Below are 24,502 nucleotides of genomic sequence, written 5' to 3'. Positions count from 1 at the left end.
TTGTGGGGTTAACGAGATGGGTGTTGACTGTTTTTGGAAATTGTTTCCATCATTTTGCGGTAGCTTTCAGACATCTTTACATCGCGACGTGCCATCACCGCTTCCATTGCTTCAAAGGCTTTATCCAGTCGATATGTTTGAATGACGTTTGATCCCACCCAGCTGAATGAGGGTAGAAGTTTGGGCGGGAAGTCATTGGAAAAAATATTGCAGCTCACTCCGCAAATAGTCCCCGTATTTAGCTGCGTATTGATGGCGGTTTTGGAATGATCACCCATTACGGTCCCGAAAAACTGTTGATTTGTTTCAATTTCCTGGTTATCAGACCAGTCGGGAATACGTACAGTGCTGTAATTATTTTTGAGGTTTGATGTGTTTGTATCAGCTCCGAAATTACACCACTGACCAACAATAGAGTTGCCCATAAATCCATCGTGAGCCTTGTTAGAATAAGAATGGAATATAGAATTGTTGACTTCTCCGCCCACCTTACATACCGGGCCAATGCTGGTTTCTTCATAAATTTTTGCTCCCATTTTAACCGTAGCATTTTCGCAGATGGCTACAGGTCCACGGATATGAGATCCCGACATGACCGTGGCATTTTTGCCAATAAAAATGGGACCCTTTGACGCATTAAGAACAGATCCCGCTTCGATGGTAGCCCCATCTTGGATATAGATATTGTCTTTATCTTCGAGTACGGCATGGTCCGAAACGGTGTCACTTACATTGTTATTGGTTTCCAATAATTCAATATCACGAACAATTTCTTTGCCATTCAGCTGAAACAGATCCCAGAGGTTATTGATGGATAGAAAATTATTGGATTCTAGCACAAAAAGAGTGTTAAAGTCGGGTTCGCCTTTTTCAAGCCACTGCTTCGAAATTGATCCTTCAACATTAGCAGCAATAACGGTATCACCGAATTTTAGGTACTGTCCTTCGCTTAAATCATTGATTTGCCTAATCAACGTTTGGGTAGGCAGGTATCGGCTGTTAATCCAGATACAGTTCTCATCCGTTGAAATATCTCCCTTATTAAACACCCCTGATAACGCCGGGCGTAATGTTCTTGCAATTTTTCGAGGATTTAGGGCCTGATCCCATTTTTCGGAAATGGTTAAGATCCCAATGCGCAAGTCGTCCGTGGGACGTGTTAATGTGAGAGGAAGAAAGGTGTCTGATTTTTTATCTTCAAAGAAACAAAGTTGCATGGATGAGACTATTAATTGATTAATTATAATTGTTTCAAAATATCCACCAGAATGATAACTTTAGTACTGTTCAAATCTCAGTCAGAGAGACAGTATAAGAATCAGCAAAGAAATTCAATAATACAAGACATCTATGTGCGGAATTGTAGGATATATTGGAAATAAACAAGCGAGCGATATCATTGTAAAAGGGCTTGAGCGCCTTGAGTATCGCGGTTATGACTCTGCCGGTATTGCCTTGCTTAATGGTCAGCTTGATATTAGGAAAGGAAAGGGAAAGGTTCAGAACCTCAAGAAAAAAGTTAATGCCGATCCCAATGAGAGTGTGGTCGGTATTGGTCATACGCGCTGGGCTACGCATGGGGCTCCAAACGATGTGAATTCTCATCCCCATGTAAGTGAATCGGGAAAGATTGCGCTGGTTCATAATGGGATTATAGAGAATTATAACAGTTTAAAAAAAGAACTGAAGAATAAAGGTCGTACTTTCAAGACCGACACTGATACAGAGGTTATTGCTCAGCTTATTGAGGAGATCTATGAAAACGGGAATGGAGAAGAAGTTACGTTTGAGCAAGCTGTGCAAATGGCATTGCAGCAAGTAGTTGGAACCTACGGGCTGGCCATTTTGAATGTTGAAGAACCCAATCGTATCCTCGTGGCTCGTAAAGGATCGCCCCTGTTGTTGGGTATTGGTGAAGATGAAATGTTTGTGGCTTCGGATGCATCGCCCATCGTGGAGCATACCAAAAAGGTTGTCTATCTTGATGACGGTGAGATGGCTATTGTTACCAAAGATGGGTATGAAGTAAAGACCATCAAGGATGAGCCGCTTACAAAGAAAGTCCACGAGTTGGCGATGAGCATTGAAGAGATTGAAAAGGGTGGTTATCCGCACTTTATGCTTAAAGAGATTTTCGAGCAGCCGCGTGCCATTTCTGATTGCCTCCGTGGTCGAATCAACGTAGAAGATCATTCTATACAGCTGGGGGGTATTGCCGATGTGCTCGATAAGCTGGTGAACGCCAAACGGTTGATTATTGCTGCCTGTGGTACCAGCTGGCATGCCGGATTGGTTGCTGAGTATCTGTTTGAACATCTGGCAAAGCTTTCAGTAGAGGTTGAGTACGCTTCTGAATTCCGCTACCGCGAAGCACTTATTGATGAGGATGATGTGATGTTGGTGATTTCACAGAGTGGTGAAACGGCAGATACCTTGGCGGCCTTGCGTACGGCCAAAGAGCGTGGAGCACTTACACTTGGGGTTTGCAATGTAGTGGGATCAACGATTGCTCGAGATACGGATGCCGGCGTTTATACGCATGCCGGACCGGAAATTGGAGTGGCATCTACCAAAGCCTTTACCACGCAGGTTTCGGTACTGGCCATGATGGCTATTATGTTGGGACAAAGACGAGGCGTGCTTGACGAAGATTATGCGGCCCGATTGATCGAAGAGCTTGATCGTATCCCCGAAAAAGTACAGGAAATTTTAGATAACAGTGAACCTATCAAAGATATGGCCAAGCTGTTTACCTATGCGCCTAACTTCCTGTATTTAGGACGTACGTACAATTTCCCCGTTGCACTTGAAGGGGCCCTAAAGCTGAAAGAAATTTCTTATATCCATGCGGAAGGGTATCCGGCTGCAGAAATGAAACACGGGCCCATTGCGCTTATTGATGAAATGATGCCTGTGGTGGTCATTGCTGCTACCGATCATACCAATGAGAAGATGATCAGCAATATTGAAGAAGTAAAAGCGCGTGACGGACGCATTATTTCGATTACCGGAGAAGATAATGATGAGGTTATTGACCTCTCTGAATTTTCTTGTCCCATTCCCGAGACGGAAGATTGCCTGTCTCCGTTGTTAACATCAATTCCGCTGCAACTGCTCTCATATTATATTGCCGTAAATCGCGGTTGTAATGTGGATCAGCCTCGAAACCTGGCTAAAAGTGTGACAGTGGAGTAAGTGCAACCAAATTCTTTTTTAGGATGTTTAAAGGGCAGAGCAGGAGAAGCTTTGCCTTTTTCTATTTTTGGAAAGGTGGTAATAAATGATATCAAAAGTTAGTTCGTTTTATTAATCTATGACCACATTACAAATTAAAAATATGGTGTGTGACCGTTGCATAATGACGGTGCAGCAAGTGTTACAAGATTTGGATTTTGAGATCGAATCTATTGCACTTGGCAAAGTTATTTTGGCCGAAGATCTGGTATCTGAAGATCTGGAAAAAATAAGCGAAGAATTGGTCGATAAAGGATTCGAGCTCATCAAAAAGAATGATAAAGCACTTCTTGAACAGATAAAGGTTCAACTTATTGATTATCTCAAACATCTCGAAGACGCAGAAGACTCCGACAAGGTGTCTGCATTTTTAGAGCGTAATTTGCATTATAATTATAGTTATCTGAGTAAATATTTTTCAGATCATAGTGGAGTCACCATCGAAAAATATCTTATTAACCTAAAGATTGAGCGGGTCAAAGAGTTGCTCTCATATGATGAGTTAACGCTCAGCGAGATAGCATGGAAGCTAAACTATAGCAGTGTACAATATCTTTCCAACCAGTTTAAAAAAGTGACCGGGGAAACGGTCAGTTCTTTTCGCAGTCACATTGATGAGAATAGTCGCCAGTCGTTGGATGCGATATAAGTCCAAACCATCCAAAAATTTTACACATTTCTTTTGACGCAGTGTAAGAGGTAGCTTCTTAAAAGCTGTTATACTTGGATGTAATTTAGAATTTAGAAGAAACAGCTATGAAAGAATCACTGAAAATCGAAGGCATGCACTGTGCCGGATGCGCCAACAGCGTAGAAAAAGCCCTTTCCCAAGTGGAAGGAGTAAGTAAGGCCTCCGTTAATCTGGCTACGGAAAAAGCGCTGGTTGAGTTTGAAAACGGTGAGATTACTCGTGAAAAGTTAAAAGAGGCCGTCCAAAATGCCGGTTACGATGTTAAAGATGAGGACGAAAAAGAGGATCCGGATATAACCGGTAAAAAAAAACTTGATGTAGCTTACCATAAGATGTGGTGGTCGTGGGCACTGACCATCCCCATTATTTTGCTGATGATTCCCGAAATGTTTGCCGGCTATGCGCTCGGCGGGGAATTGGTATATCAGCTGATGATGATTGGTCTTTCTTCGGTCGTGATCTTTTATCCCGGCTTGGAAACCCTAAGGGGAGCGTGGAAGTCAGCAATTAACGGATCGCCCAACATGGATGTGCTTATTGCTATGGGTTCGTTGGCAGCACTGGGAACAGGATTTGTAGCTTTATTGCATACTTTTGGGATGGGACCGCCCTTCCACAGCTTCGCGGGTATTGCCGGTATGATTATGGCTTTTCATCTTACGGGGCGCTACGTCGAAACCAAAGCGAAAGGTCGTGCTTCCGAGGCGATAAAGAATTTAATGACGCTGGAAGCAAAAGAAGCGACAATCATTCGCAATGGTAAGGAGATGACCATCCCGGTAAAAGATCTGCAGGTGGATGATGTGATGATTGTCCGTCCGGGAGAAAAGATACCGACCGATGGCAAAGTCATTGACGGAGAAAGTAGTGTGGATGAATCCCTTGCTACGGGAGAGTCGATGCCGGTGCAGAAGGAGAAAGGCGATGAAGTAATCGGATCGACGATTAACAAAAATGGTACGCTTAAAGTGCAGGCCACAAAGGTGGGCAGTGAGACGTTCCTTAATCAAATTATTCGCATGGTCGAAGAGGCTCAGGGGTCAAAAGTGCCTATTCAGGAGTTTGCCGATCGTATTACCGCGGTTTTTGTGCCGGTGATTATCGGATTGGCGATTACTACGTGGGTGGCGTGGATGATCTTTCCGGAATTTTTTGGCCAAATTGCGGTGTGGGCCTCAAGCTTCATTCCATGGATAAATCCGAATATGGGTTCGGTAGCCCTGGCATTTTATGCAGCTATTGCCGTGCTGGTTATTGCCTGTCCCTGTGCGCTGGGATTGGCGACACCCACAGCTCTGATGGTGGGGACTGGTCTTGGAGCGGAAAACGGAATCTTAATTCGCAAAGGTAAAGCTGTTGAGCTTTTGCGCGAAACGGATGTGATTGTGCTTGATAAGACGGGTACGATTACTAAGGGAGAACCTTCAGTTACTGATTTGGTTACTACTTCAGATCTTAATGCACAGACGATGTTACAATATGCGGCATCAGCCGAGAAAGGTTCTGAGCATCCATTGGGACAAGCGATCGTTAACTACGCCGAGGAGCATGAAGTTACTCTCTGGGATATTTCCGGGTTTGAGGCGTTGTCCGGAAAAGGAGTAATAGCTGATGTGGATGGACAGCAAGTCATTATTGGAAAAAAAGCTCTTTTTGAAGAGCGAAACATCAATATTTCAGAAGACACTGCGACCGAAATTGAAACCTATGAGAAACAGGCTAAAACAACAGTCTTGGTTGGTATTGATGAGATATTGGTTGGAATTATTGCAATTGCCGATCCCATCAAAGAAGACAGTAAAGAAGCTATTTTGACATTTAAGGAGATGGGTTTTACGCCGGTAATGATGACTGGTGATAACGAGCGAACAGCGCGCGCAGTGGCAAAAGAAGTTGGTATTGAACAGGTGATTGCGGATGTACTTCCTGATCAAAAATCCAATGAGATCAAGCGTCTTCAATCAAACGGCAAAAAGGTTATTATGGTGGGAGACGGTATTAATGATGCCCCCGCCCTGACACAGGCTGATGTAGGCATTGCTATTGGCACGGGCACCGACGTAGCGATAGAGTCCGGTGATATTGTGCTTGTAAAAGGAGAACTGAAGTCAGTGGTGCAAGCGATAAAGCTAAGTGAGGCCACGTTTAAAAAGATAAAACAAAATCTGTTTTGGGCATTCTTTTACAATGTCGTGATGATACCCCTTGCCATCATGGGGATGATGCATCCGGTACTGGCCGAAGCAGCCATGGCATTTAGCTCTATTAATGTGGTGTTTAACTCCAGGCGCCTGCAAAAAGCTGACCTTTCCACAAGTTAATTAGAAGTATGTGGATAATTATGTGGAAAACTTACTTATTTTTATTTGCTGAGGAAATCTGTAACAAAATGCCTGCCTATATCTCTTGAATGCAGAAACGGAAAGTGATAAGCGATTATTTATAGATATATCATTGTTGATAACTTGATATTAAAAGATGGATTTATTATTTCTCAGTTGCTTTTCCGACAAAGTGTAATAGTAAAATTTGGAGACACCGTAATGAAAGATTGGAAGGCATTAATCTTGAAAATTACATTCTTGGTGCTTGTGGGCATTGTAATGCTGACAGGATAAGAAATAAGACGGCTTAGTTACAAAGTTTAATTTGTATTGCAATAGCAGAAATGCGTATTTGGTATGCAGTAATCTGCATGCCAAAATGTTAAATTCAAAAGCGTTTTTCTGTGGATAATAAATCAGTAACCGACCTGTCTTATTTGCGTGAGATTGCAATGGGTGATGATTCCATTGTGATAGAAACTACCGAAGCATTTCTTGAAGATATGCCAAGTGCTCTTGAAAATATCCAGCAGTATGTTAAGGATGAAGACTGGCAACAACTCTCCAAGCAAGCCCATCAAATTAAGCCCAATCTAAAATATATGGGGATGGAACGGGCCCACGAACTAATTCTTGATATTGAGAAGAAGGCCAAAACAGGAGAGATATCGGATAAGCTGCAAGAAAAGATATCAGAGTTCTGTAAGCTGTCTCATCAAGCCTTGGATGAATTATCTGCTAAAATTGAAGCATTAAGAGAATAACGGCTATAACCTTTGGGAGGATTATCCGTATTGCACACAAATTCTCACCAAACGGATAATTAATATGATTTGGTCATTATTAGTAAACAGCGTCGGAATTTTTGTGATAGGCTATATCCTCAAAGGGGTACAGATTAAAAGCTTCTTCACAGCAGTTGGGGTTGCCATTCTTCTGGCAATTCTTAATACATTAGTTAAACCAATTTTAGTTTTTCTAACGCTGCCCGTCACCATCATTACCTTTGGGTTATTTCTCCTGGTAATTAATGCCCTTATGCTGATGTTAGTTGACGAGCTCGTGGAGGGAATGAAAATTAAAAGCTTTGGCTGGGCGTTTCTTTTTAGTCTGCTGCTGGCGTTGCTGAATTTAGGATTTTTCTAATTATGCCACGTTAGAGCTTTTGAAGGCGGTTTGCTTTTTATCAGTCTTATTAATTTCGAGGGTGTAAATTTTGGCGGGAGGAATATTTAAAAAGACAATCTTTTTGTCATGTTTGTAGGTATTGACAATATTTTCCTCAAAGTCGCTTTTAAAATCACGGAATTTCAAGTACTTGAAATAGCTGATATACGCTTTTTGTGAGCAAAGTTTTAATTTCTTCTCCCAGATCTGCTTGGTTATTTCCTCGGGCATATTTTCGTAGGGAAGACTTGAAAATATAAAATTATATTTTTTCTGGGGATGGAAGTTTAAGATATCAGCATGATGAATACGGATGTTATCATTGAGACGATATTTTGAACCAATGATTTGATAAAACTTTTTGTGGATCTCAACGATGTCTAAAGAATCCTGGGGGCGAAGATTCTTTGCAATTTGTTTGGTCAGTGACCCCGTTCCAGCTCCAATTTCCAGAATATTTAACGGTTTACAGTCGGCATCAGCAAGTTTAGTCTTTAGCTGAGCCACAAGATCTTTGGCTAAAAACTTAGAACTGGGAGCAACTGCTCCTACTCGCTTTAAGTCTTTTAAAAAGTAAAATAGGTGTTCCAATGAAATTTTTTTGATTACTGAGTAGTTAATAAAGGTAATAAAGCTTAGGCAAATTGACTAATCAGTGCATGTGGAATTATGGTAATATTTGTTTTGTAAATTAATAAACGTTTGTAAACATTACGTTGAAATATCTTTTTACATCTAATCACCTGTTTATAGTTGATTCATTTCATTACAGCACTGACTTTATCAGTTCTTGTTAACCAACATTAAATTTAAAAAACCATCTATGCGTTACTCTATCTTAAAGGATTTGAAGCGTTTGAGTATCATGGTATTGTGTGCCGGTTTGTTAGGGGCATGCGCCAGTACTCAAAGTGCTCAAGACAAATCAAAAAATGGCGGCCCTCCATCACCTGAATCAGATAATGGTATTAAGCCGTACAGTGAAGTTATCACTGACGAGGCTGAAACCGATGCCGGATTATTTGATGTCCATAAAGTTGACAAAGATTACTTTTACGAGATTCCTGATACCTTATTAAGTCGTGAAATGTTGCTTGTTTCGCGTATAGCCGAAACACAAGACGAAATAGGCTACGGCGGTGAAAAGTTAAATACCCAAGTTGTACGCTGGCAAAAGAAAGACGATAAAGTGTTGCTGCGTCACGTTTCTTACGAAAATGTAGCCAACGATTCTTTACCGGTTTACGAGGCGGTTCAAAACTCAAACTTTGAACCTATTATTGCGTCCTTTGATGTCGAATCACTTGGAAAAGATTCGGCCGGTGTGGTTATTGATGTCACAAAATTATATGCCAGTGATATTCCGGCACTCGGCTTGCAAAGCGATGAACGGGAAGAATATCGTGTACGTCGATTAGACACCGACCGTTCGTTTATTGAGCACATCAATAGTTATCCGGAGAATATTGAAGCGCGAAACTGGATGACCTATGAAGCTTCTAATCCCCCTTCCAGTTCTTCAACCGGAACAATTTCGTTGAAAATCAATCACAGCATGGTTCTATTGCCAGCCAAGAAATGGGAAACTCGTTCCTATGATCAGCGGGTAGGATATTTCAGCGTTCAGCAAACTGATTACGGTACTGAGCGACACAAAGCAAACGAATTGCAGTATATTACTCGCTACAAGCTGGTGCCCAGTGATAAAGAAGCTTATCTGAATGGAGAGCTTGTGGAGCCGGAAAATCCAATTGTTTACTATATCGATCCCGCAACGCCAAAGAAATGGCGCCCCTATTTAAAGCAGGGAGTTGAAGATTGGCAAAAAGCCTTTGAGGCGGCTGGGTTTAAAAATGCGATTATTGCAAAAGATCCGCCCTCTAAGGAAGAAAATCCCGAATGGAGTCCCGAAGATGTTCGTTACTCAGTAATCCGATATTTTGCTTCGGATATCCAAAATGCATACGGACCTCATGTGCACGACCCTCGTACAGGACAAATTTTGGAAAGTGATATTGGTTGGTATCATAACGTTATGAATCTGCTTCGTAATTGGTACTTTGTACAAACTGCTGCGGCCAATCCCGATGCACGTGCTGTACAGTTTAAGGACGAAGTAATGGGCGAACTCATTCGGTTTGTTTCTTCCCACGAGGTTGGACACACCATTGGCTTGCCCCACAACTATGGATCAAGCTATGCGTATCCGGTCGATTCGCTTCGGTCTCCAACATTTACCGAGAAACACGGCACGGCTCCATCAATTATGGATTACGCCCGTTTCAATTACATTGCACAGCCCGATGATGGGGTAGAGGAGTTCCATCCCGCTGTCGGTGAATATGATAAATGGTCTATAAAATGGGGTTATACCTGGTTTCCCGAGTATATGAGTGAAGAGGAAAAGGTTGCCAAACTTAACGAGTGGACAAGAGAACGAGCCGATGATCCCCGTTACTTCTATGGGCAGCAAACCGGTAACAAAATTGATCCGCGTTCGCAAAATGAAGATCTCGGAAATGACGCAATGAAAGCCAGTGAGCTTGGTATTGCAAACTTGAAGCGTATTACCTCAAACTTGGTTGAATGGACCGAGCGCGATGGAGAAAACTTTGCTGAGCTCGAAGAGCTTTATAACAATGTTGTTGGGCAGTGGAACCGTTATATGGGACACGTCACCAAAAACGTAGGTGGTGTATATGAAGATCATAAAACCTATAATCAGGAAGGTCCTGTTTATACTTTTGTGTCGGAAGAAACCCAACAACGGGCAATGGATTTCCTTATCGACTATGGATTTATGACTCCTGACTGGTTGTTGCAAGAAGATATTCTTGATCTCGTCAATCAATCTACTGTCGTCGATGATATGCGAAGCGCTCAAGTGAGAGTGCTTAACGATCTTACCGATCCGCAGCGAATAGCTCGACTCATCGAGTTTGATGCCCGGTCATCAGAAGATACGTATGATGCCTTCGAAATGATGGATGATGTTCGTAACGGTATCTGGTCTGAGCTCGATAACAATAGCGCTATCAACGTGCATCGACGGAACCTACAGCGCGCCTATCTCGAACGTATGGAGTACCTGATGACGGAAGAGCTGCCAAGCATCCCCGATGCCTTTAAGGATTTCCTTGGGTGGACCGATGTTAATGTCAGTCAGTCTGATATTCGACCCATTGTTCGAAATCAGCTACAGATATTGTTAGATGATGTTCAGAACACCAAAAATCGTGTAAGTGATCGTGCTACAGGTGCACACTTAGCTGATGTGGAAGTACGAATTGAAAACATCCTTAATCCGGACAATTAAAAAGTACAAGTAATTGGATAATTGTTTTAAAGCCTCGGTTTATAGCCGGGGCTTTTTTATTAGGACAACGTTGGGTATCTGTGGAGATTAGCGTAAAGATTTGTCACTAATTTGATCCCAAAACATGCTAACAGTTACGCCCACTATTACCACGACCGTCGTGCCCACCGGATTCAACCACAGATATTCAATAGCTTTGGTAAATCCTTCAGGGGTTTCCTGCCAGGGCAAAATGAGCTGCCAGCTGCCAGTTTCGGGATGTTCGAAAAAGCGATCAAACAAAAAGACGGTAACCATGCCGGAGATGAGCCCCGTTAAAGCCCCAACGCCATTGGCTCTTTTAACCCAGAGTAACAAGACAAAAACACCCAGAATGGAGCCATAAAAATAACTGCCGATCTTATTTACGAGTTCAATAATTGAACGCGTTTCACCAAGAGCCAAAGCCGCTCCGGTGGCCAGTAATCCCCACAGAACGGTTGTAAAGCGTGAGGATCTGAGATACCATTTTGCACTCCGATCTTCAGAGTCTAATCGTTTATACCAATCGACAATAGAGATGGTAGCAAGTGCATTAAGCTCACTGTCGATGCTTGAGAGGGCAGCGGCAAAGATACCGGCTACAATAAGGCCGATAATTCCAATAGGAATTTCATGGAGAATAAAATAGGGCAGGATATAATTGGTATCGTTGCGACTGGATTCAGTGATTTTTTCCTGCCGTTCCAATTCCGATTCACGTACTTCATTAAGGCGTCGGTCCGCTTTGCGAAAAGCCTGGGCATTTTCTGATGTTTGATTATCAAGTAAAGCAAGAGCCGCTTCTTTTCGGTTAAGATACGTGGTTTCATATTCCTTCTGGAGCATTTCGCCCGCGATCTGTGTTTGCTCTCCTTCGGCTACAGGATCGGTGCTGTGAAAGGTTATCGGGGCCGGCCCAAAAATATAGAACACATAGAGCATTACGCCCAACAGCAAAATAAAAAATTGCATGGGCACTTTGGCATAGGCTGAAAGCAGTAACGATTTACGGGCATCATTCAGTGATTTGGCCGTAAGATATCGCTGTACCTGGCTTTGGTCTGTCCCAAAATAGGAAAGCATTAAAAAGAGCGCAGCAAAAACACCGGTCCAGATGTTATATTTCTCACTGATATCAAAGCTGATATCCAATGCATCTAACTTGCCCAAAGTCCCGGCAAGGTAAAGCGAATCACTAAAATTCACCTCCGGAGGAAGCTGATAATGAATCCAGAAAAAACAGAAAGCAAGTCCGAACATCATTACGGCCATCTGTTTTACATCAGTGCGAATAACCCCGCTGATACCGCCAACCATTGTATAAAGAGTGGCAGTGATTCCAATAATCAAAATCGTGGTTGAGAGCGGAAGATTGAGCAGTACAGCAAGCACATACGACGGTGCCGCAATAATAATCCCCAAACCCAGCCCGCGCGACATCAGAAAAAGGAAACTGGTAAAAAGCCGGGTGGAAAGGCCAAACCGTTCCTCAAGTACCTCATAAGCACTAAAATTCTGAAGTTTATTAAAAAATGGAACCAGCGTCATGCACAGAATGATCATGGCAAAAGGAACCGCCAGATAGATCTGCACAAATTTCATATCTTCGACGTAAGCTTGGCCGGTGGTACCGATAAACGTAATTGCCGAGGCTTGGGTAGCCATCACCGAAAGGCCCATTGCCCACCATGGCATTGAGCGATTGGCAAGAAAAAAGCCCTCAATATTTTCGCTTTCCTTGCCATGCCGGGTACCGTCCCAGATGGTATACCCTAAAAATGCAACAAGAACAAGCCAGTCAATCCAGTGCATAGCGATTAAATGGGGAAATTAAAGAAGTACGTAAACAGCCCCAGCAGTAAGATGTAGGCAAGTCCCATAAAGAAGACAGGCCAGTAGTTTGGGCTTGATTCCTCTGTTTTTTTCTCTGCCATAACTTATCTCCAATTCAAAGGGTTTACGTTAAGCATCACCCGTAACGTTTTTAAGCACATCATATAACATAGTAATATCTGCGTCATCATTATACACATTCGGTGAAATGCGCACCGCCGAGCCCCGAACCGATACATAAATATTATGTTCATTCAACTGTTGCTGTAGTTTTTTTAGGGATACAGACGCCGGCAGCCGTATACCAAACATGTGCCCCGCTCGCCACTCCAGATCCTCAATCTGATAACCGTAGTCGGGTAAACCTTCTACCAGTTCTTTAGTGAGTTGCTTGCAATATGCTTGGATATTTGCAGGGTCCCATTCCAAAATTTGTTTAAGCGCTTCAATCATCATGGGGACTAAAATAAAATTACTGCGTTCCCCCATATCAAATCGTATAGCGCCCGGCTGGTATTCATCCTCATAATCCACCAGTCCGCTGAAATCCTCGCTGTCTTTCCGTACAATCCATCCTTCTTCAAGAGGAATACCGTTTTGCAATCTTGGACCAAAATATCCGAGTGATATGGCATACGGCCCCATCAGCCATTTATAGCCAGCACAGATCAGGGCATCCGCCTGAATTTCTTGTACGTCAATCGGCAAAGCTCCCACTGACTGCGTACCGTCAATTATAAAATAAGCATCATTATCCCATGCTTTTGATCCGATAGCTTTTAAATCAAACCATGTGCCGTCCGTCCAATGTACATTGCCGAGGGCTACCAATAACGTATCCTCATCAATAGTATCTAAGATGCGTTCATTCCACTGTTGCCCCCGATTACTAAATCCTTTCGGAGGATCAATAACCTTAAGCTGACAATTGCGCTCTTTGCAAAATCGTTTCCATGCATACACATTGCTTGGGAACTGTTCTCCGGCAATTACAATCGTATTTCCTTTACGGGGATCGATATTTTTTGCTACAGTCGCCAATCCGTACGAAACGGCCGGCATGATTGCAATATCCGAAGCGTTGGGAGCACTTACGAGTCGGGCAAAAAGTGATCGAAGGGTGTTGCTGTCCTCAAAAAAGTGATGGGGTGTTGTTTCCCATGGACGGTTTTTTGTTTTAATACCGCGTATACCGGCCTCTTCCACCGATTTCAACAAGGGAGAAAGAAAGGAGCAATTAATGTAATGACGATCCTCGGGAAGAGAAAAAAGATGTTTTTGACAATCCATCTTAATGTTGAATGTTAGAAAGTTAAATATTGAAGGTTTTAAGAGTAAACTTTTAACGTTCAACCTTCAACTTTTTCAACAAGTTGATCCGTTATCCGAAAACTTTCCGGTCCAAACTGAAAGAGCACATCTAAAATACAGCACCACGGTTCGAAGCCTTCAAAATGTTGATGATATTCGGGGTGCTCGAAGTCAGGAGTACTTTTTTGTTCGGCCTGCCGCAGATAGTGTCGACTATCATGTTCTTGGTATAGGGTATCTGCACCTAACTTTCGCGAAAGTAGATTAGGATTGGAATTATACTCCGGAAGTGTACTGGCCATCTCGTAGTCAATATTGATATCCATAAATCGAAACAGCCGCTTTTGAATGTAGAGCATAAACTTCATCAAGTAGGTATAATCATAAGCAGATTCCCAGTCGGCTTTGATTTCCGGCTCATAAAAATCGTAATAAATGCTGTTGCGGTAGTTGTAATCAAGCGTGCGTAACAAGGGAGAGACCCAGTCCTCGGAATGATCCATGCGGACATCTTTAATAGCTTTCTTTCGGTCTTCGGTGCGGATGGGGATGTTGATCCACTGCGTGCCTTCTGGCGTGCGAATTTGGGCACGGTGAGTTCGGCTTTTCCGCGACCAGCGCTCTACATCCTGCAAAATAACACGGTTCGCCTGCAGCATGATGGATAAATCATAGAGATTGGGAGCAAATTGAGGCGTTAAAAGAGCAAGCTTCATAAATTAAGAGGCTATCGAAGCCAATTCAGTTTTTTTGATAGTAAGGAATTAAGAATTAAAAATAAGAATTTAAAATTACTCTCTATCTGTTAATTCATTACTTGTTCGTATTAGCACAAGTGCCCTATAAGCCTTATTTTTCGACGCATTGAACAGGAATTATTTTAAACCAATTATCCAGATTTATGGAAGGTAGTGTACGTGTACGTTTTGCGCCGTCCCCAACCGGAATGCTACATATCGGTGGGCTCCGTACGGCACTCTATAATTATTTATTTGCTAAGGGCAACGACGGGACTTTTGTGCTCCGTATTGAAGATACTGATCAAGCTCGTTATGTGGAAGGAGCTGAAGAAGATATTAAACAGTCGTTGAACTGGGCGGGTATGCAAGTCGATGAAGGACCCGAAAATCCGGGTGATGCAGGTCCGTATCGCCAGAGTGAGCGCAAAGATATGTATGCGCAATATGCCGAACAGCTTGTGGAGCAAGGCAATGCGTACTATGCTTTTGATACCACAGAAGAACTTGACCAGATGCGGGAGCGATTGAAAAAATCCGGGAATCCATCGCCCAAGTACGATGCGATTACCCGCATGTCGATGAAAAATAGCCTGACTCTTCCTGAAGAGGAAGTTGAACGCAAGCTGGAAGAAGGCGAAGAATACGTAATTCGATTGAAAGTGCCACGTCGCGAAACCATTCGTTTTGAAGACGAAGTACGTGGATTTGTGTCCTTTGAAAGCAAGGGGCTTGACGACCAGGTGCTGCTCAAGTCTGACGGCATGCCGACTTACCATCTGGCCAATGTGGTGGATGATCACCTGATGAAGATTTCACATGTTATTCGGGGGGAAGAGTGGCTCAGCAGTACGCCAAAGCACATATTGATGTACGAATATTTCGGCTGGGAGCCGCCCAAGATGGCACACCTGCCGTTGATTATGTCACCCAGTGGAGGGAAGCTTTCCAAGCGCAAAGCTGAAACTGAAGGTATTCCCATTAACACCAAAGACTATATTGATCAGGATTTTGAACCGGAAGCCTTAGTGAATTTTCTGGCCTATCTGGGATGGAGCCCTGGCGACGATTCGGAGATTCACTCACTTGATGAGCTTTGCGATATGTTCTCGCTGGATCGCGTAAGCAAAGGCGGGGCCGTCTTCGATTACAAAAAGCTAATCTGGTATAATGAGCACTACCTGCGTGAAAAGCCTGCTGACGAACTTTGGCCACGTGTACAGGAGATTGCCAAAGAGCACGGTCTCGATCCCGATGAGAAGTATATGAAGCAGATTATTCCGCTGATGAAAGATCGTGTGAGTAAGGTTGAGGACTTCGTCACGATGGGACGTTTTTTCTTTGAAGATCCCGAAGAATACGAAGATAAGGCTGTAAAAAAATGGAAGGATAATAGTGCCGAGCTTCTTGAAGCCTATGTCGAGAAAATAGAAGATCTCGATGAAGATAAATTCGAGGCCAAAACGCTGAAAGATAAGATTAAAGAAGTGATTGAAGAATACGATGTTGGCTTTGGGCCGGTTATGATGCCATTGCGTGTGGCTGTATCGGGTATGGGCTACGGTCCCGACTTAACGCCAACTATTGAACTGCTTGGTAAGGAAACAACTATTCGTCGTATTACGACAGCGATCGAAAAGTTAGGTTAAAAGCTATTTTAAGCGTCAGTGCTTGAAATATAGTAGCTTATTTCAAACCCTGAGGGTTTTAAAGACCCTTGGGGTTTTATATTTGGAATGAAATTTAATTGGGATGAAAAAAAATCTGGCAAATTATTTCAGAGATTGTATTTTCATGATCAATTGTGTGCTCGGTACAGATCAAAGAAAGCTAAACAAAAATTGATTCAATGAAGCGGAAAGCACTGTTTGTTATTGCCGGACTATTTTCAGTATTACTGTTAATCAATTTTGGATATGCTTCACCCGATGCCGCCCAAGCTGCTGAAGAAGCGGTTAACACAGGTATCGAAACCGGTAGTTGGCTTAGCATTTTACCACCCCTGGTTGCTATCGGAATTGCGCTTATTTTTCGGCAGGTGCTTTTTGCTCTGTTTCTGGGAATTTGGTGTGGCGCTTTTTTGGCTGGGGATCTCTCTTTCGGTGGTGTTTTCACCAGTTTTTTTGCGACACTTGATGGATACATCGTACCTGCTACAGCTGATGAAAGTCACATGAGTATTATCATCTTTACCATTCTGATAGGCGGGATGGTTGGAATTATTACCGACAACGGCGGCACGCGAGGAGTAATTGCGAGGGTTACAAAATTTGTTCGTACAAAAGTACACGGTCAATTGATGACCGCTTTAATGGGCTTCGTTGTTTTTTTTGATGATTATGCCAACACCATGGTGGTGGGCAATACCATGCGTCCACTTACGGATAGGCTGCGAATTTCTCGGGCTAAACTTGCTTACCTGGTAGATGCCACGGCAGCACCGGTGGCGACAATAGCTTTAGTGAGTACATGGATTGGGGCCATGGTCGGTTTTATTGCTGATGCGGAATCAAAGATGCCCAATTTCAATGAGTCGGCGTATGCCGTTTTTATAGGTTCGCTGCCTTATAACTTCTATGCCTTTTTTACCATTCTATTTGTGATTTTAATCGCGTGGTCGGGACGTGATTTTGCGACCATGCTCACCTCTCGTATCAATCTTTACAAGGCAAAGCATGATCCTGAACTTGATACGTATAACTTGTGGAAGGATAAGATCGAGGATGATGAGGAAACGAAGAAGGTTTCGCATTGGACAAATGCGGCTATTCCAATTGTGACACTTATCTTCGGAACTATTGGTGGATTATTTATTACGGGTTCGGGTGATACCATACAGTCTATTATCGAAACAGCAGATTCGTATAAGGCATTGCTCTGGGGGTCCCTCATTTCGATCACCATAGCTATTATTATGACGTTATATCGAAATCTGCTCGATATAGAAGATATGCTCGAAGGCATGATGGAGGGCATGCATACGATGTTTGATGGATTGCTTATTTTGGTTTTGGCATGGGCACTTAGTGCTATAACGGTAGAGCTTGGCACCGCTGATTATTTGATGAATGTGTTTGGTGAAACATTGAATCCTTTCTGGTTACCCGCTATTGTATTTGTACTATCGGCATTAACAGCTTTTGCAACAGGTTCCAGCTGGGGGACAATGGGAATTTTGATGCCGCTTGTTGTGCCGCTTGCTTGGGAAATTGGCAATAATACCGGCCTACCTTTTGAAATGACGCACGAGATAATTTATGCAAGCGTCAGTTCGGTGTTGGCCGGTTCGGTCTGGGGGGATCACTGTTCGCCTATTTCGGATACGACTATTCTCAGCTCTATTGCGACTCAGTGCGATCACGTGGAGCACGTAAATACGCAATTGCCCTATGCAATGATAGTTGGGACAATTAGCGTTATAAGCCTAATTTCAATCATGGTGCTTGGAGTCCCGGCATGGATTATCTACCCGACTGGCGTATTGATTATTGTAGCTATCATCTTTCAATTTGGTAAAATTCCCGATCCCGAAGAGTATACTCCTGAGGGTAAAGAAGCAGCCAGCACTTCGTTGGACTAAATTCATAGAATGTAGTAATAAGTTAGCAAGAGCGGACTTTTACACAATGGCATTACTATTTGGCTCTATCAAGGATAGATACTTTTTAAAAAGTTAATACAAATCATTTTTTCTGGTTTCGCAGCAAAGCTACGGACCAAAACTATTTTTCAATAAGAAATTCGTATTGATTCTCTTCTTCAACTTGCATTGTTCCCGGTTTGAATCGTCGCTCTGCAAAGGTAACGTCACCATTGTGATCTATTAGTATCACCGTAGAACAGCGGGTACCATAGCCATCACTTTTGATAAAGATCGGAGAAACTTTCTTTTCTATTTCCTTTGGTATGCCGGTGTCAGGAAGCTCTTCTTCAGGAGCTTCTCGATCATCAGCCAATAAATCAAAAAGAGGTTTGGGAGCAATTTTATTATCTGCAATAAGTGCACGCATGCTGTCTTTTGCGCGCCTAACTTTGGGCCAGGGAGTCTCTAAAAGATGATTGCTGAGCCCGTATAGGCCTTTATCCAGAAATAAAATTTTATTCTGCTGATTTGAGTAATAGCCAAGCTCATCCAGAGAGCCGGTTAACAAATTAAATCCCATAAATTTGTCTGCTCGGGATTGAAGTTCGTTAAGGTACGTTGATGGGGCAGAGTCATTTTTTAAGAAATCGAGCACCAACTGTCCCCGGCTGGGCGGATGTTCTTTTTGGATATTGGGATCGCGATAATTGGTTATGGCCGAAAAATCTCCATATTTGTTGATGCCCAACCATGTGCCACCGGCTTCTAAATCTTTGCCGGCTAAAATTGTTGGGTTATCATCCCAAAACCGTGCGGATCGGGAAGGGCGACCATAGTGCTCATCCCGGTTAGCGGCAAAAATTAACGGGTATTGGGCATGTTGTTTGTACGAAAAAACAATGAGACACATAATACTTTTTTAAAGTGGCCAAACATCAATGAGTAAGCGCTGCCATTATATTAATTTTGATAACTATTTCACATATTCCACGTGTAATGCCAACGAATGGTAACTAAAGTTTGATCAATTTGTGAGTTTATCTTTTCGGGAATATAGTTTTATTGCTCTTTTTTTGCTTGCCGGGGTTTGGTTCTTTGTGGGATATCCTTCTCAAGATCCCCGAGCAGTAATTGATGACATGAAACTGAATAATCATACTGCCGAAGATAAAGCCAATCAAGTTCTTAGTAATTGGGGCTATCCAATACAACGGTTTAATGGCAATACTTCATTCAGTTCCAACCAAGGTTTAATTGATACCGTGCAAAAGTTTTTGGGCAGGGATAAAATGATTGAACGCCTTCGGGCATCGGATTATCCCAATATGGTTCCTTTTTATTGGGAGACCATTTTCCGTCCAAAGGAAGATGATGATCAACAGATCACCGTAGAAAATCAGAACGGCCGACAAAATCCTGTTTATAATAATGCTCTTATTCTGCGGTTAAATCCTGATGGCAATCCTATAGAATTGATCAATCAATCTAACATAAAGCCGCTTAAGCAAGTAAATAGGAATGCGATTGCGTCAATATTTGATCTTCCGCAGGATAGTGTGCTGACTTTTCTATCCTCTTATAATGATGAGACAATATATTCACGATTGAATGTCAATTTACAACCCAATTGGAAACAAGTAGCCCAAAAAAGGCCGGATCGAACGGGTAATTTGATAGAGGCCCTGAACACCGGCGAAAAAATTCAACTTATCAAGCAAGATTTTTATAGTATGGCTTCCTTTTATCTGAAGCAATCCGGCTGGAACTTTGCAAAGCTGAATCCGGATACCGTAGAAATTAATCGAGAAGACAGTTATAACTTTGCGACGGCCAGTTTCAATTCTTCTGATTCTACATTAGGAGTTGCGCTTTCCGTAGATGTTGAACTTACTCCTACTGGTGGGTTGTTAAGTATTCGGTCTGATTATGGGGATGCTTTGAACACCAACAATGAAAATGGGGTGTGGGAAGTTGTCCAGACAACGTTCATATTCTTATTCGGACTTGGAGCGGTTATCATTTTCTTTTTTAGGATTCGAGAACGGGCTATTGATACTAAACCGGCCCTGGTGGTTTCCACTATTTGTGGGTTGGCTATTTCGGTTGTGGTGTTACTGATAATTTTTTCTTCCAATGAATTTTTGGGAGAAGTCGGAGGATGGCCCCAAATAGCAATGGCATTAGTAGGCGCAGGTTTATCAGGAGCTGGTACGGCATTAGCCTTTTTTGTACTCTTTTCGATTGGTGATTCAGTTACTCGTCAATATTGGCCGCAAAAATTAGATACTTATGACTATTTGCGACAGGGTATGCTTTTTAATAAACCTATCGGGCTTATGCTGGTTCGCTCGATTGCCCTGGCTTTTATACTGGCGGGTTTATGGACGTTCTTACTTTGGCTCTTTCCCAATATTTGGATGAGTATCGAAAATGTTTTTGTTCAGGAACGTGCTCTTTGGGCTCCGGCATATATCACGTTAAGTGATGGGGTATATTCAATGGGAGTGGTGCTTGCCGTGTTTGTGGGGCTGGGTAGCCAACTATATGGCCAATTCAAGAATAAACTTTTGAGCAGCGTGCTGATGGTTATTAGCTGTGGCATCATCATTCCCGTATCGGGAAGTTATGGCCCGGGGAGTTTTGAGTTTCTAATTGCAGGTGTATTGGGATTAGGAATGATGCTCATTTATTTACAGTGGGATTTTCTAACATTGTTGTTATCCCATTTCTTTTTTCTGGGGTTGTTAGATACAGCTCAAGGCTGGTTTATTGGAAACTCACCGGATTTATACCTGTTTGTATCTTTAGTTGTACTAATGTCGATATTTTTAGGGATCGGATTTGTTGCCATAGCAAAGGGTAAAAAAGAAAATTTATTAACACGGTATGTCCCTCAATATGTAGAAGCCCTGGCGCAGGAAGAGCGCATAAAACAGGAGCTTCAAATTGCGCGTGAAGTACAACAATCTTTTTTACCCATTACGAGGCCAAACTTTGAAAAACTTGATTTAGCAGCTATCTGCAAGCCTGCTTATGAGACAGGAGGCGATTACTACGATTTTATTCAGCTGGATGAAAATCGCTTGGCTGTAACTATTGGAGATGTAAGCGGCAAGGGATTTCAGGCAGCATTTTATATGACTTTTATTAAAGGAATATTACAAAGCCTCTGCCATGAAATTGATTCCCCGGCCGAAGTACTTAAAAGGGTTAACCGCTTATTTTATGACAATGCTCAGCGGGGGACATTTATTTCATTGGTTTATGGAATAATAGATCTCGAAAAGCAGACGTTTACGTTTGCTCGTGCCGGTCATAACCCAATATTGAGAGTGGATAGAAATTCAAATTTAGAAGAGTTAAAACCTAAAGGTATCGGTATTGGGTTATCAAAGGATCATTTTGATGAGCATTTAGAAGAAGTAGAATTATCCTTAGAAGATGATAATATACTTGTTCTTTATACCGATGGAATCGTTGAGGCGTTGAGTGAATCGCAAAACTTTTATGGCACTAAACGATTAAACAAAATGATAAAGCGCAATGTCAGTAAGTCAGCAAAAGAAATCTTGGATTTGTTAGCACAAGATGTAAACTCATTTATTGGCAAGGCAAAACAGCACGATGATATGACAATAATGGTTATGAAATTGAAAGATATAAAAAATAGATTTTCATGAGTTTTGTAATGGGTTTAAAAGGGTTAGTTATAGGTTTATTCATCTTATTTATTGGGATAGTTCCCGTTCAAGCCCAGTCGGAGGTGAATTGGAAATCACTTTCGGAAGCCCAGGAATTAGCGAAAGAGAATGACAAAAAGGTAATGCTGTTTGCCGAGGCTACATGGTGCGGATATTGCAAAAAAATGTATGCGGAAGTCTTTCCCCAGCAAGCCGTGCAAGATAGTTTGCATAAATATTTTTACCCGGTAAAAGTTGATCTCGAGTCCGATAAAAAAGTTATTTTTAATGGCGGCTCCATTACGGAACGGGAATTAGCACGTCAATTCAGGGTGAGTTCTACACCTACCTTCATTTTCCTGGACCAGAATGGCAAAACTATTGGTAGACAACCGGGATTTTTGCCGCCCCATATTTTTGATAAACTTGTTGCATTTGTAGGGGCTGATTTAACGGGAAAAGAGTCGTTTGAAAAATACTTAAAGAAACATGGAATTGATATTCGTCGATAATGGACGGATATAACAGAGTGGGGATATTTCATATATTGTGGCAATAGAACAAAGGAGCAAATAATGTATTCAGTATGGTATTAAGTCAGGCTGTTGAGGATTATTTAAAAGCGATATATACGCTTGAGACAGATCAGAAAGGAGCATCGACCACTAAAATTGCTGATTCATTGGATGTGTCATCGGCATCGGCGACCAATATGATTAAGCGGCTTGATCAGATGGGCTTAGTTGATTACGAGTCATATAAAGGAGCCCGGCTGACTGATTCAGGGAAGAAAATTGCGCTCGAAATTATACGCCACCATCGCCTGCTTGAGTTATATCTGCTTGAGGTCATGGGCTATTCGTGGGATGAGGTTCATGATGAGGCCGAGAAGCTCGAGCATCATATTTCAGAACGATTTGAAGATAAAATAGCGCAGTTGCTTGACGATCCAACCCACGACCCCCACGGTGATCCCATTCCTACTAAGGATGGACTCATACCCGAGATGGATGCTGAGCCTCTTGTTGATGGGGAAACTGATAGGGAGTATATAGTGAGTCGGGTAAAAGATCAGGATCCAGAGTTGTTGCGTTATCTTGAGAAGATCGGTTTGCTGCCTGGCATAAAAGTGAAGATAATGAAAAAAGCCCCTTTTGATGGGCCTGTCACCATACTTGTTGAGAACGATGAGCAGGTAATCGGTAATGACGTGGCCAAGAATATTTTTGTGGCATAGAACCAACTTTCTTTGCCGAGCAAGTCTAAAAAGTCGATTAACCGTTCTTAACGAAGGAGTAATTTCAAATAAAAAAAGCCCGCACAGCGGATGCGGGCTTCTTAGTTAAGATAGATTGAAGAGTGAGTTATTTGTTTTCGAGAATAATTTTCAAGGCTTTTTCTTCAGCTGCATTGCCAAAGGTATCATAAGCCTCCATTATTTCATCCAATTTGAAGTGGTGGGTAATCAGCTGCTCGGGTTCCAGCTTACCGGATCCTACTGTTTTCATCAGCATAGGGATGGTATAGGTGTCAACCAAACCTGTGGTCATAGTAATATTTTTGATCCACAATTCTTCCAGCTTTAAGTCTACGCTGGTACCGTGCACACCAACCACTGCAACATGGCCCCCAGCCTTAATGATATCCTGACAGATATCAAATGTTGCGGGAACGCCAACCGCTTCAATGGCAACATCTACTCCTTTATCATCAGTGAGTTCCATTATTTTTTCGAGGGCATTTTCTTCACCACTATTTATGGTGTCGGTGGCGCCAAACTCTTTTGAAACTTCCAAGCGATTATTATCCAGATCAATCATAATGATTTCGGCCGGGGAATAAAACTGAGCAGTTAGTAGGGCTGCCAAACCGATGGGACCGGCTCCAACGATAGCCACAACATCACCCGGCTTTACTTTGCCGTTGAGTACGCCTACCTCAAAACCAGTGGGTAAAATATCGCTAAGCATAACTAATGCTTCCTCGTCAGCATCTTCGGGTATATGGTACAGGCTTGTGTCTGCATGCGGAATGCGAACGTATTCGGCCTGCGTACCATCGATGAGGTGACCAAGAATCCAGCCTCCGTCTTCGCAGTGAGAATACATCTGGCGTTTACAGTTATCACACTTTCCGCAAGCGGTGATACAACTTATAAGTACATGATCGCCCTTTTTAAAATTTGATACCCCTTCACCCACTTCTTCGATAATACCTACGCCCTCGTGGCCGAGTGTAGTGCCATCTTTAACAGCAGGTACATCTCCTTTCATAATGTGGAGATCAGTACCACAAATAGTGGTTTTTTTAATCTTGATGACAGCGTCAGTTGTTTCTTGAATGGTTGGCTTGGGCTTCTCTTCATATTTACGATTGCCGGGGCCATGATAAACGAGTGCTTTCATAGTGGGTACCTCTCATCTTTGGTTGGAGAGCATCTTCATAAATGTTTTACGGGATGCGTGATTACTTTTTCTACCTTTTAGTATATGCAATTGATATGCCAGAAAAGTTCTTAACCTAAGTTTATTAAAAGGGCATTTCGTGGATAGGAAAGCCTACTTTATTTGAATTTTTAATACCCTGTTTAGGATGTGCAAAAAAG

The 24,502-nt window shown here is 42.4% G+C and carries 18 protein-coding genes; 11 read left to right on the top strand and 7 right to left on the bottom strand.

What is annotated here, in order from left to right; genetic code table 11:
- Positions 1-8: 8 nt before the first annotated feature.
- Complete coding sequence (locus ACQ76V_RS06965; protein WP_440999767.1) at positions 9-1,217, bottom strand: GlmU family protein; 1,209 nt, start codon at positions 1,215-1,217, stop codon at positions 9-11.
- A gap of 133 nt (positions 1,218-1,350) precedes the next feature.
- On the opposite strand from ACQ76V_RS06965, the gene glmS reads away from it, so the two are divergent.
- The 5 genes from glmS to ACQ76V_RS06940 all read left to right on the top strand — a co-directional run bounded on the left by glmS (position 1,351) and on the right by ACQ76V_RS06940 (position 7,395).
- Positions 1,351-3,195 carry a glutamine--fructose-6-phosphate transaminase (isomerizing) gene (glmS, locus tag ACQ76V_RS06960; RefSeq protein WP_440999766.1) on the top strand — a complete coding sequence of 615 codons (1,845 nt, stop codon included), beginning with the start codon at positions 1,351-1,353 and terminating at the stop codon, positions 3,193-3,195.
- A 118-nt stretch (positions 3,196-3,313) separates the two neighbouring features.
- Complete coding sequence (locus ACQ76V_RS06955) at positions 3,314-3,883, top strand: helix-turn-helix domain-containing protein (RefSeq protein ID WP_440999765.1); 570 nt, start codon at positions 3,314-3,316, stop codon at positions 3,881-3,883.
- A 107-nt stretch (positions 3,884-3,990) separates the two neighbouring features.
- A complete protein-coding gene (locus ACQ76V_RS06950) occupies positions 3,991-6,246 on the top strand; it encodes a heavy metal translocating P-type ATPase (protein WP_440999764.1) in 2,256 nt (751 codons plus the stop codon).
- A gap of 407 nt (positions 6,247-6,653) precedes the next feature.
- A complete protein-coding gene (locus tag ACQ76V_RS06945) occupies positions 6,654-7,013 on the top strand; it encodes an Hpt domain-containing protein (RefSeq protein ID WP_440999763.1) in 360 nt (119 codons plus the stop codon).
- Positions 7,014-7,077: 64 nt separating this feature from the next.
- Positions 7,078-7,395: a phage holin family protein gene (locus tag ACQ76V_RS06940; RefSeq protein WP_440999762.1), complete on the top strand. Its 318-nt coding sequence runs from the start codon at positions 7,078-7,080 to the stop codon at positions 7,393-7,395.
- Here the strand turns inward: ACQ76V_RS06940 and ACQ76V_RS06935 are convergent, their stop codons facing one another.
- Positions 7,396-8,007, bottom strand: a complete 612-nt coding sequence (locus ACQ76V_RS06935) for a class I SAM-dependent methyltransferase (RefSeq protein WP_440999761.1) — start codon at positions 8,005-8,007, stop codon at positions 7,396-7,398.
- A 232-nt stretch (positions 8,008-8,239) separates the two neighbouring features.
- Between ACQ76V_RS06935 and ACQ76V_RS06930 the strand changes: the two genes are divergently transcribed.
- Positions 8,240-10,732 carry a zinc-dependent metalloprotease gene (locus ACQ76V_RS06930; RefSeq protein WP_440999760.1) on the top strand — a complete coding sequence of 831 codons (2,493 nt, stop codon included), beginning with the start codon at positions 8,240-8,242 and terminating at the stop codon, positions 10,730-10,732.
- A gap of 87 nt (positions 10,733-10,819) precedes the next feature.
- Here ACQ76V_RS06930 and ACQ76V_RS06925 read toward each other — a convergent pair whose 3' ends face one another.
- The 3 genes from ACQ76V_RS06925 to ACQ76V_RS06915 form a co-directional block, all read right to left on the bottom strand.
- Positions 10,820-12,565, bottom strand: coding sequence for a sodium:solute symporter (locus tag ACQ76V_RS06925; RefSeq protein ID WP_440999759.1), 1,746 nt, complete (start codon positions 12,563-12,565; stop codon positions 10,820-10,822).
- A gap of 150 nt (positions 12,566-12,715) precedes the next feature.
- Positions 12,716-13,876, bottom strand: a complete 1,161-nt coding sequence (locus ACQ76V_RS06920) for an aminotransferase class V-fold PLP-dependent enzyme (RefSeq protein WP_440999758.1) — start codon at positions 13,874-13,876, stop codon at positions 12,716-12,718.
- Between the two features lie 59 nt (positions 13,877-13,935).
- Positions 13,936-14,613: a WbqC family protein gene (locus ACQ76V_RS06915; protein ID WP_440999757.1), complete on the bottom strand. Its 678-nt coding sequence runs from the start codon at positions 14,611-14,613 to the stop codon at positions 13,936-13,938.
- A gap of 185 nt (positions 14,614-14,798) precedes the next feature.
- Here ACQ76V_RS06915 and gltX point away from each other — a divergent pair, with 185 nt between their 5' ends.
- Both gltX and ACQ76V_RS06905 read left to right on the top strand, forming a co-directional pair.
- Entirely contained in the window at positions 14,799-16,283 is a 1,485-nt protein-coding gene (gene gltX / locus ACQ76V_RS06910; protein WP_440999756.1) for a glutamate--tRNA ligase, read from the top strand.
- 200 nt (positions 16,284-16,483) lie between these two features.
- Positions 16,484-18,214: a Na+/H+ antiporter NhaC family protein gene (locus ACQ76V_RS06905; protein ID WP_440999755.1), complete on the top strand. Its 1,731-nt coding sequence runs from the start codon at positions 16,484-16,486 to the stop codon at positions 18,212-18,214.
- Positions 18,215-18,356: 142 nt separating this feature from the next.
- Here ACQ76V_RS06905 and ACQ76V_RS06900 read toward each other — a convergent pair whose 3' ends face one another.
- The gene (locus tag ACQ76V_RS06900; protein WP_440999754.1) at positions 18,357-19,127 is read right to left on the bottom strand and encodes an NRDE family protein; all 771 of its coding nucleotides are present in this window, start codon (positions 19,125-19,127) and stop codon (positions 18,357-18,359) included.
- A 121-nt stretch (positions 19,128-19,248) separates the two neighbouring features.
- Between ACQ76V_RS06900 and ACQ76V_RS06895 the strand changes: the two genes are divergently transcribed.
- The 3 genes from ACQ76V_RS06895 (at position 19,249) to ACQ76V_RS06885 (ending at position 23,134) form a co-directional block, all read left to right on the top strand.
- Positions 19,249-21,897: a PP2C family protein-serine/threonine phosphatase gene (locus ACQ76V_RS06895; protein ID WP_440999753.1), complete on the top strand. Its 2,649-nt coding sequence runs from the start codon at positions 19,249-19,251 to the stop codon at positions 21,895-21,897.
- Complete coding sequence (locus ACQ76V_RS06890) at positions 21,894-22,409, top strand: thioredoxin family protein (RefSeq protein WP_440999752.1); 516 nt, start codon at positions 21,894-21,896, stop codon at positions 22,407-22,409. The genes ACQ76V_RS06895 and ACQ76V_RS06890 overlap by 4 nt, the downstream gene beginning before the upstream one ends.
- A 74-nt stretch (positions 22,410-22,483) precedes the next feature.
- Entirely contained in the window at positions 22,484-23,134 is a 651-nt protein-coding gene (locus ACQ76V_RS06885) for a metal-dependent transcriptional regulator (RefSeq protein ID WP_440999751.1), read from the top strand.
- Positions 23,135-23,261: 127 nt separating this feature from the next.
- On the opposite strand, the gene ACQ76V_RS06880 is transcribed toward ACQ76V_RS06885, so the two are convergent.
- A complete protein-coding gene (locus ACQ76V_RS06880) occupies positions 23,262-24,302 on the bottom strand; it encodes a zinc-dependent alcohol dehydrogenase family protein (RefSeq protein ID WP_440999750.1) in 1,041 nt (346 codons plus the stop codon).
- Positions 24,303-24,502 lie beyond the last annotated feature (200 nt).

This window comes from Fodinibius sp. SL11 (assembly GCF_052060035.1).
Classification (GTDB): Bacteria; Bacteroidota; Rhodothermia; order Balneolales; family Balneolaceae; genus Fodinibius.
The sequence above is the reverse complement of the archived record's forward strand: the minus strand, read 5'-3'. Positions and strand labels throughout refer to the sequence as shown.

What these genes read in the sequence shown, in the direction of transcription:
- ACQ76V_RS06905 (WP_440999755.1), top strand. Translation starts at nt 16,484, where the DNA reads ATGAAGCGGAAAGCACTGTTTGTTATTGCCGGACTATTTTCAGTATTA.
- ACQ76V_RS06965 (WP_440999767.1), bottom strand. Translation starts at nt 1,217, where the DNA reads ATGCAACTTTGTTTCTTTGAAGATAAAAAATCAGACACCTTTCTTCCT.
- ACQ76V_RS06920 (WP_440999758.1), bottom strand. Translation starts at nt 13,876, where the DNA reads ATGGATTGTCAAAAACATCTTTTTTCTCTTCCCGAGGATCGTCATTAC.
- gltX (WP_440999756.1), top strand. Translation starts at nt 14,799, where the DNA reads ATGGAAGGTAGTGTACGTGTACGTTTTGCGCCGTCCCCAACCGGAATG.
- ACQ76V_RS06880 (WP_440999750.1), bottom strand. Translation starts at nt 24,302, where the DNA reads ATGAAAGCACTCGTTTATCATGGCCCCGGCAATCGTAAATATGAAGAG.
- ACQ76V_RS06930 (WP_440999760.1), top strand. Translation starts at nt 8,240, where the DNA reads ATGCGTTACTCTATCTTAAAGGATTTGAAGCGTTTGAGTATCATGGTA.
- ACQ76V_RS06940 (WP_440999762.1), top strand. Translation starts at nt 7,078, where the DNA reads ATGATTTGGTCATTATTAGTAAACAGCGTCGGAATTTTTGTGATAGGC.
- ACQ76V_RS06950 (WP_440999764.1), top strand. Translation starts at nt 3,991, where the DNA reads ATGAAAGAATCACTGAAAATCGAAGGCATGCACTGTGCCGGATGCGCC.
- ACQ76V_RS06915 (WP_440999757.1), bottom strand. Translation starts at nt 14,613, where the DNA reads ATGAAGCTTGCTCTTTTAACGCCTCAATTTGCTCCCAATCTCTATGAT.
- glmS (WP_440999766.1), top strand. Translation starts at nt 1,351, where the DNA reads ATGTGCGGAATTGTAGGATATATTGGAAATAAACAAGCGAGCGATATC.
- ACQ76V_RS06955 (WP_440999765.1), top strand. Translation starts at nt 3,314, where the DNA reads ATGACCACATTACAAATTAAAAATATGGTGTGTGACCGTTGCATAATG.
- ACQ76V_RS06885 (WP_440999751.1), top strand. Translation starts at nt 22,484, where the DNA reads ATGGTATTAAGTCAGGCTGTTGAGGATTATTTAAAAGCGATATATACG.
- ACQ76V_RS06890 (WP_440999752.1), top strand. Translation starts at nt 21,894, where the DNA reads ATGAGTTTTGTAATGGGTTTAAAAGGGTTAGTTATAGGTTTATTCATC.
- ACQ76V_RS06925 (WP_440999759.1), bottom strand. Translation starts at nt 12,565, where the DNA reads ATGCACTGGATTGACTGGCTTGTTCTTGTTGCATTTTTAGGGTATACC.
- ACQ76V_RS06900 (WP_440999754.1), bottom strand. Translation starts at nt 19,127, where the DNA reads ATGTGTCTCATTGTTTTTTCGTACAAACAACATGCCCAATACCCGTTA.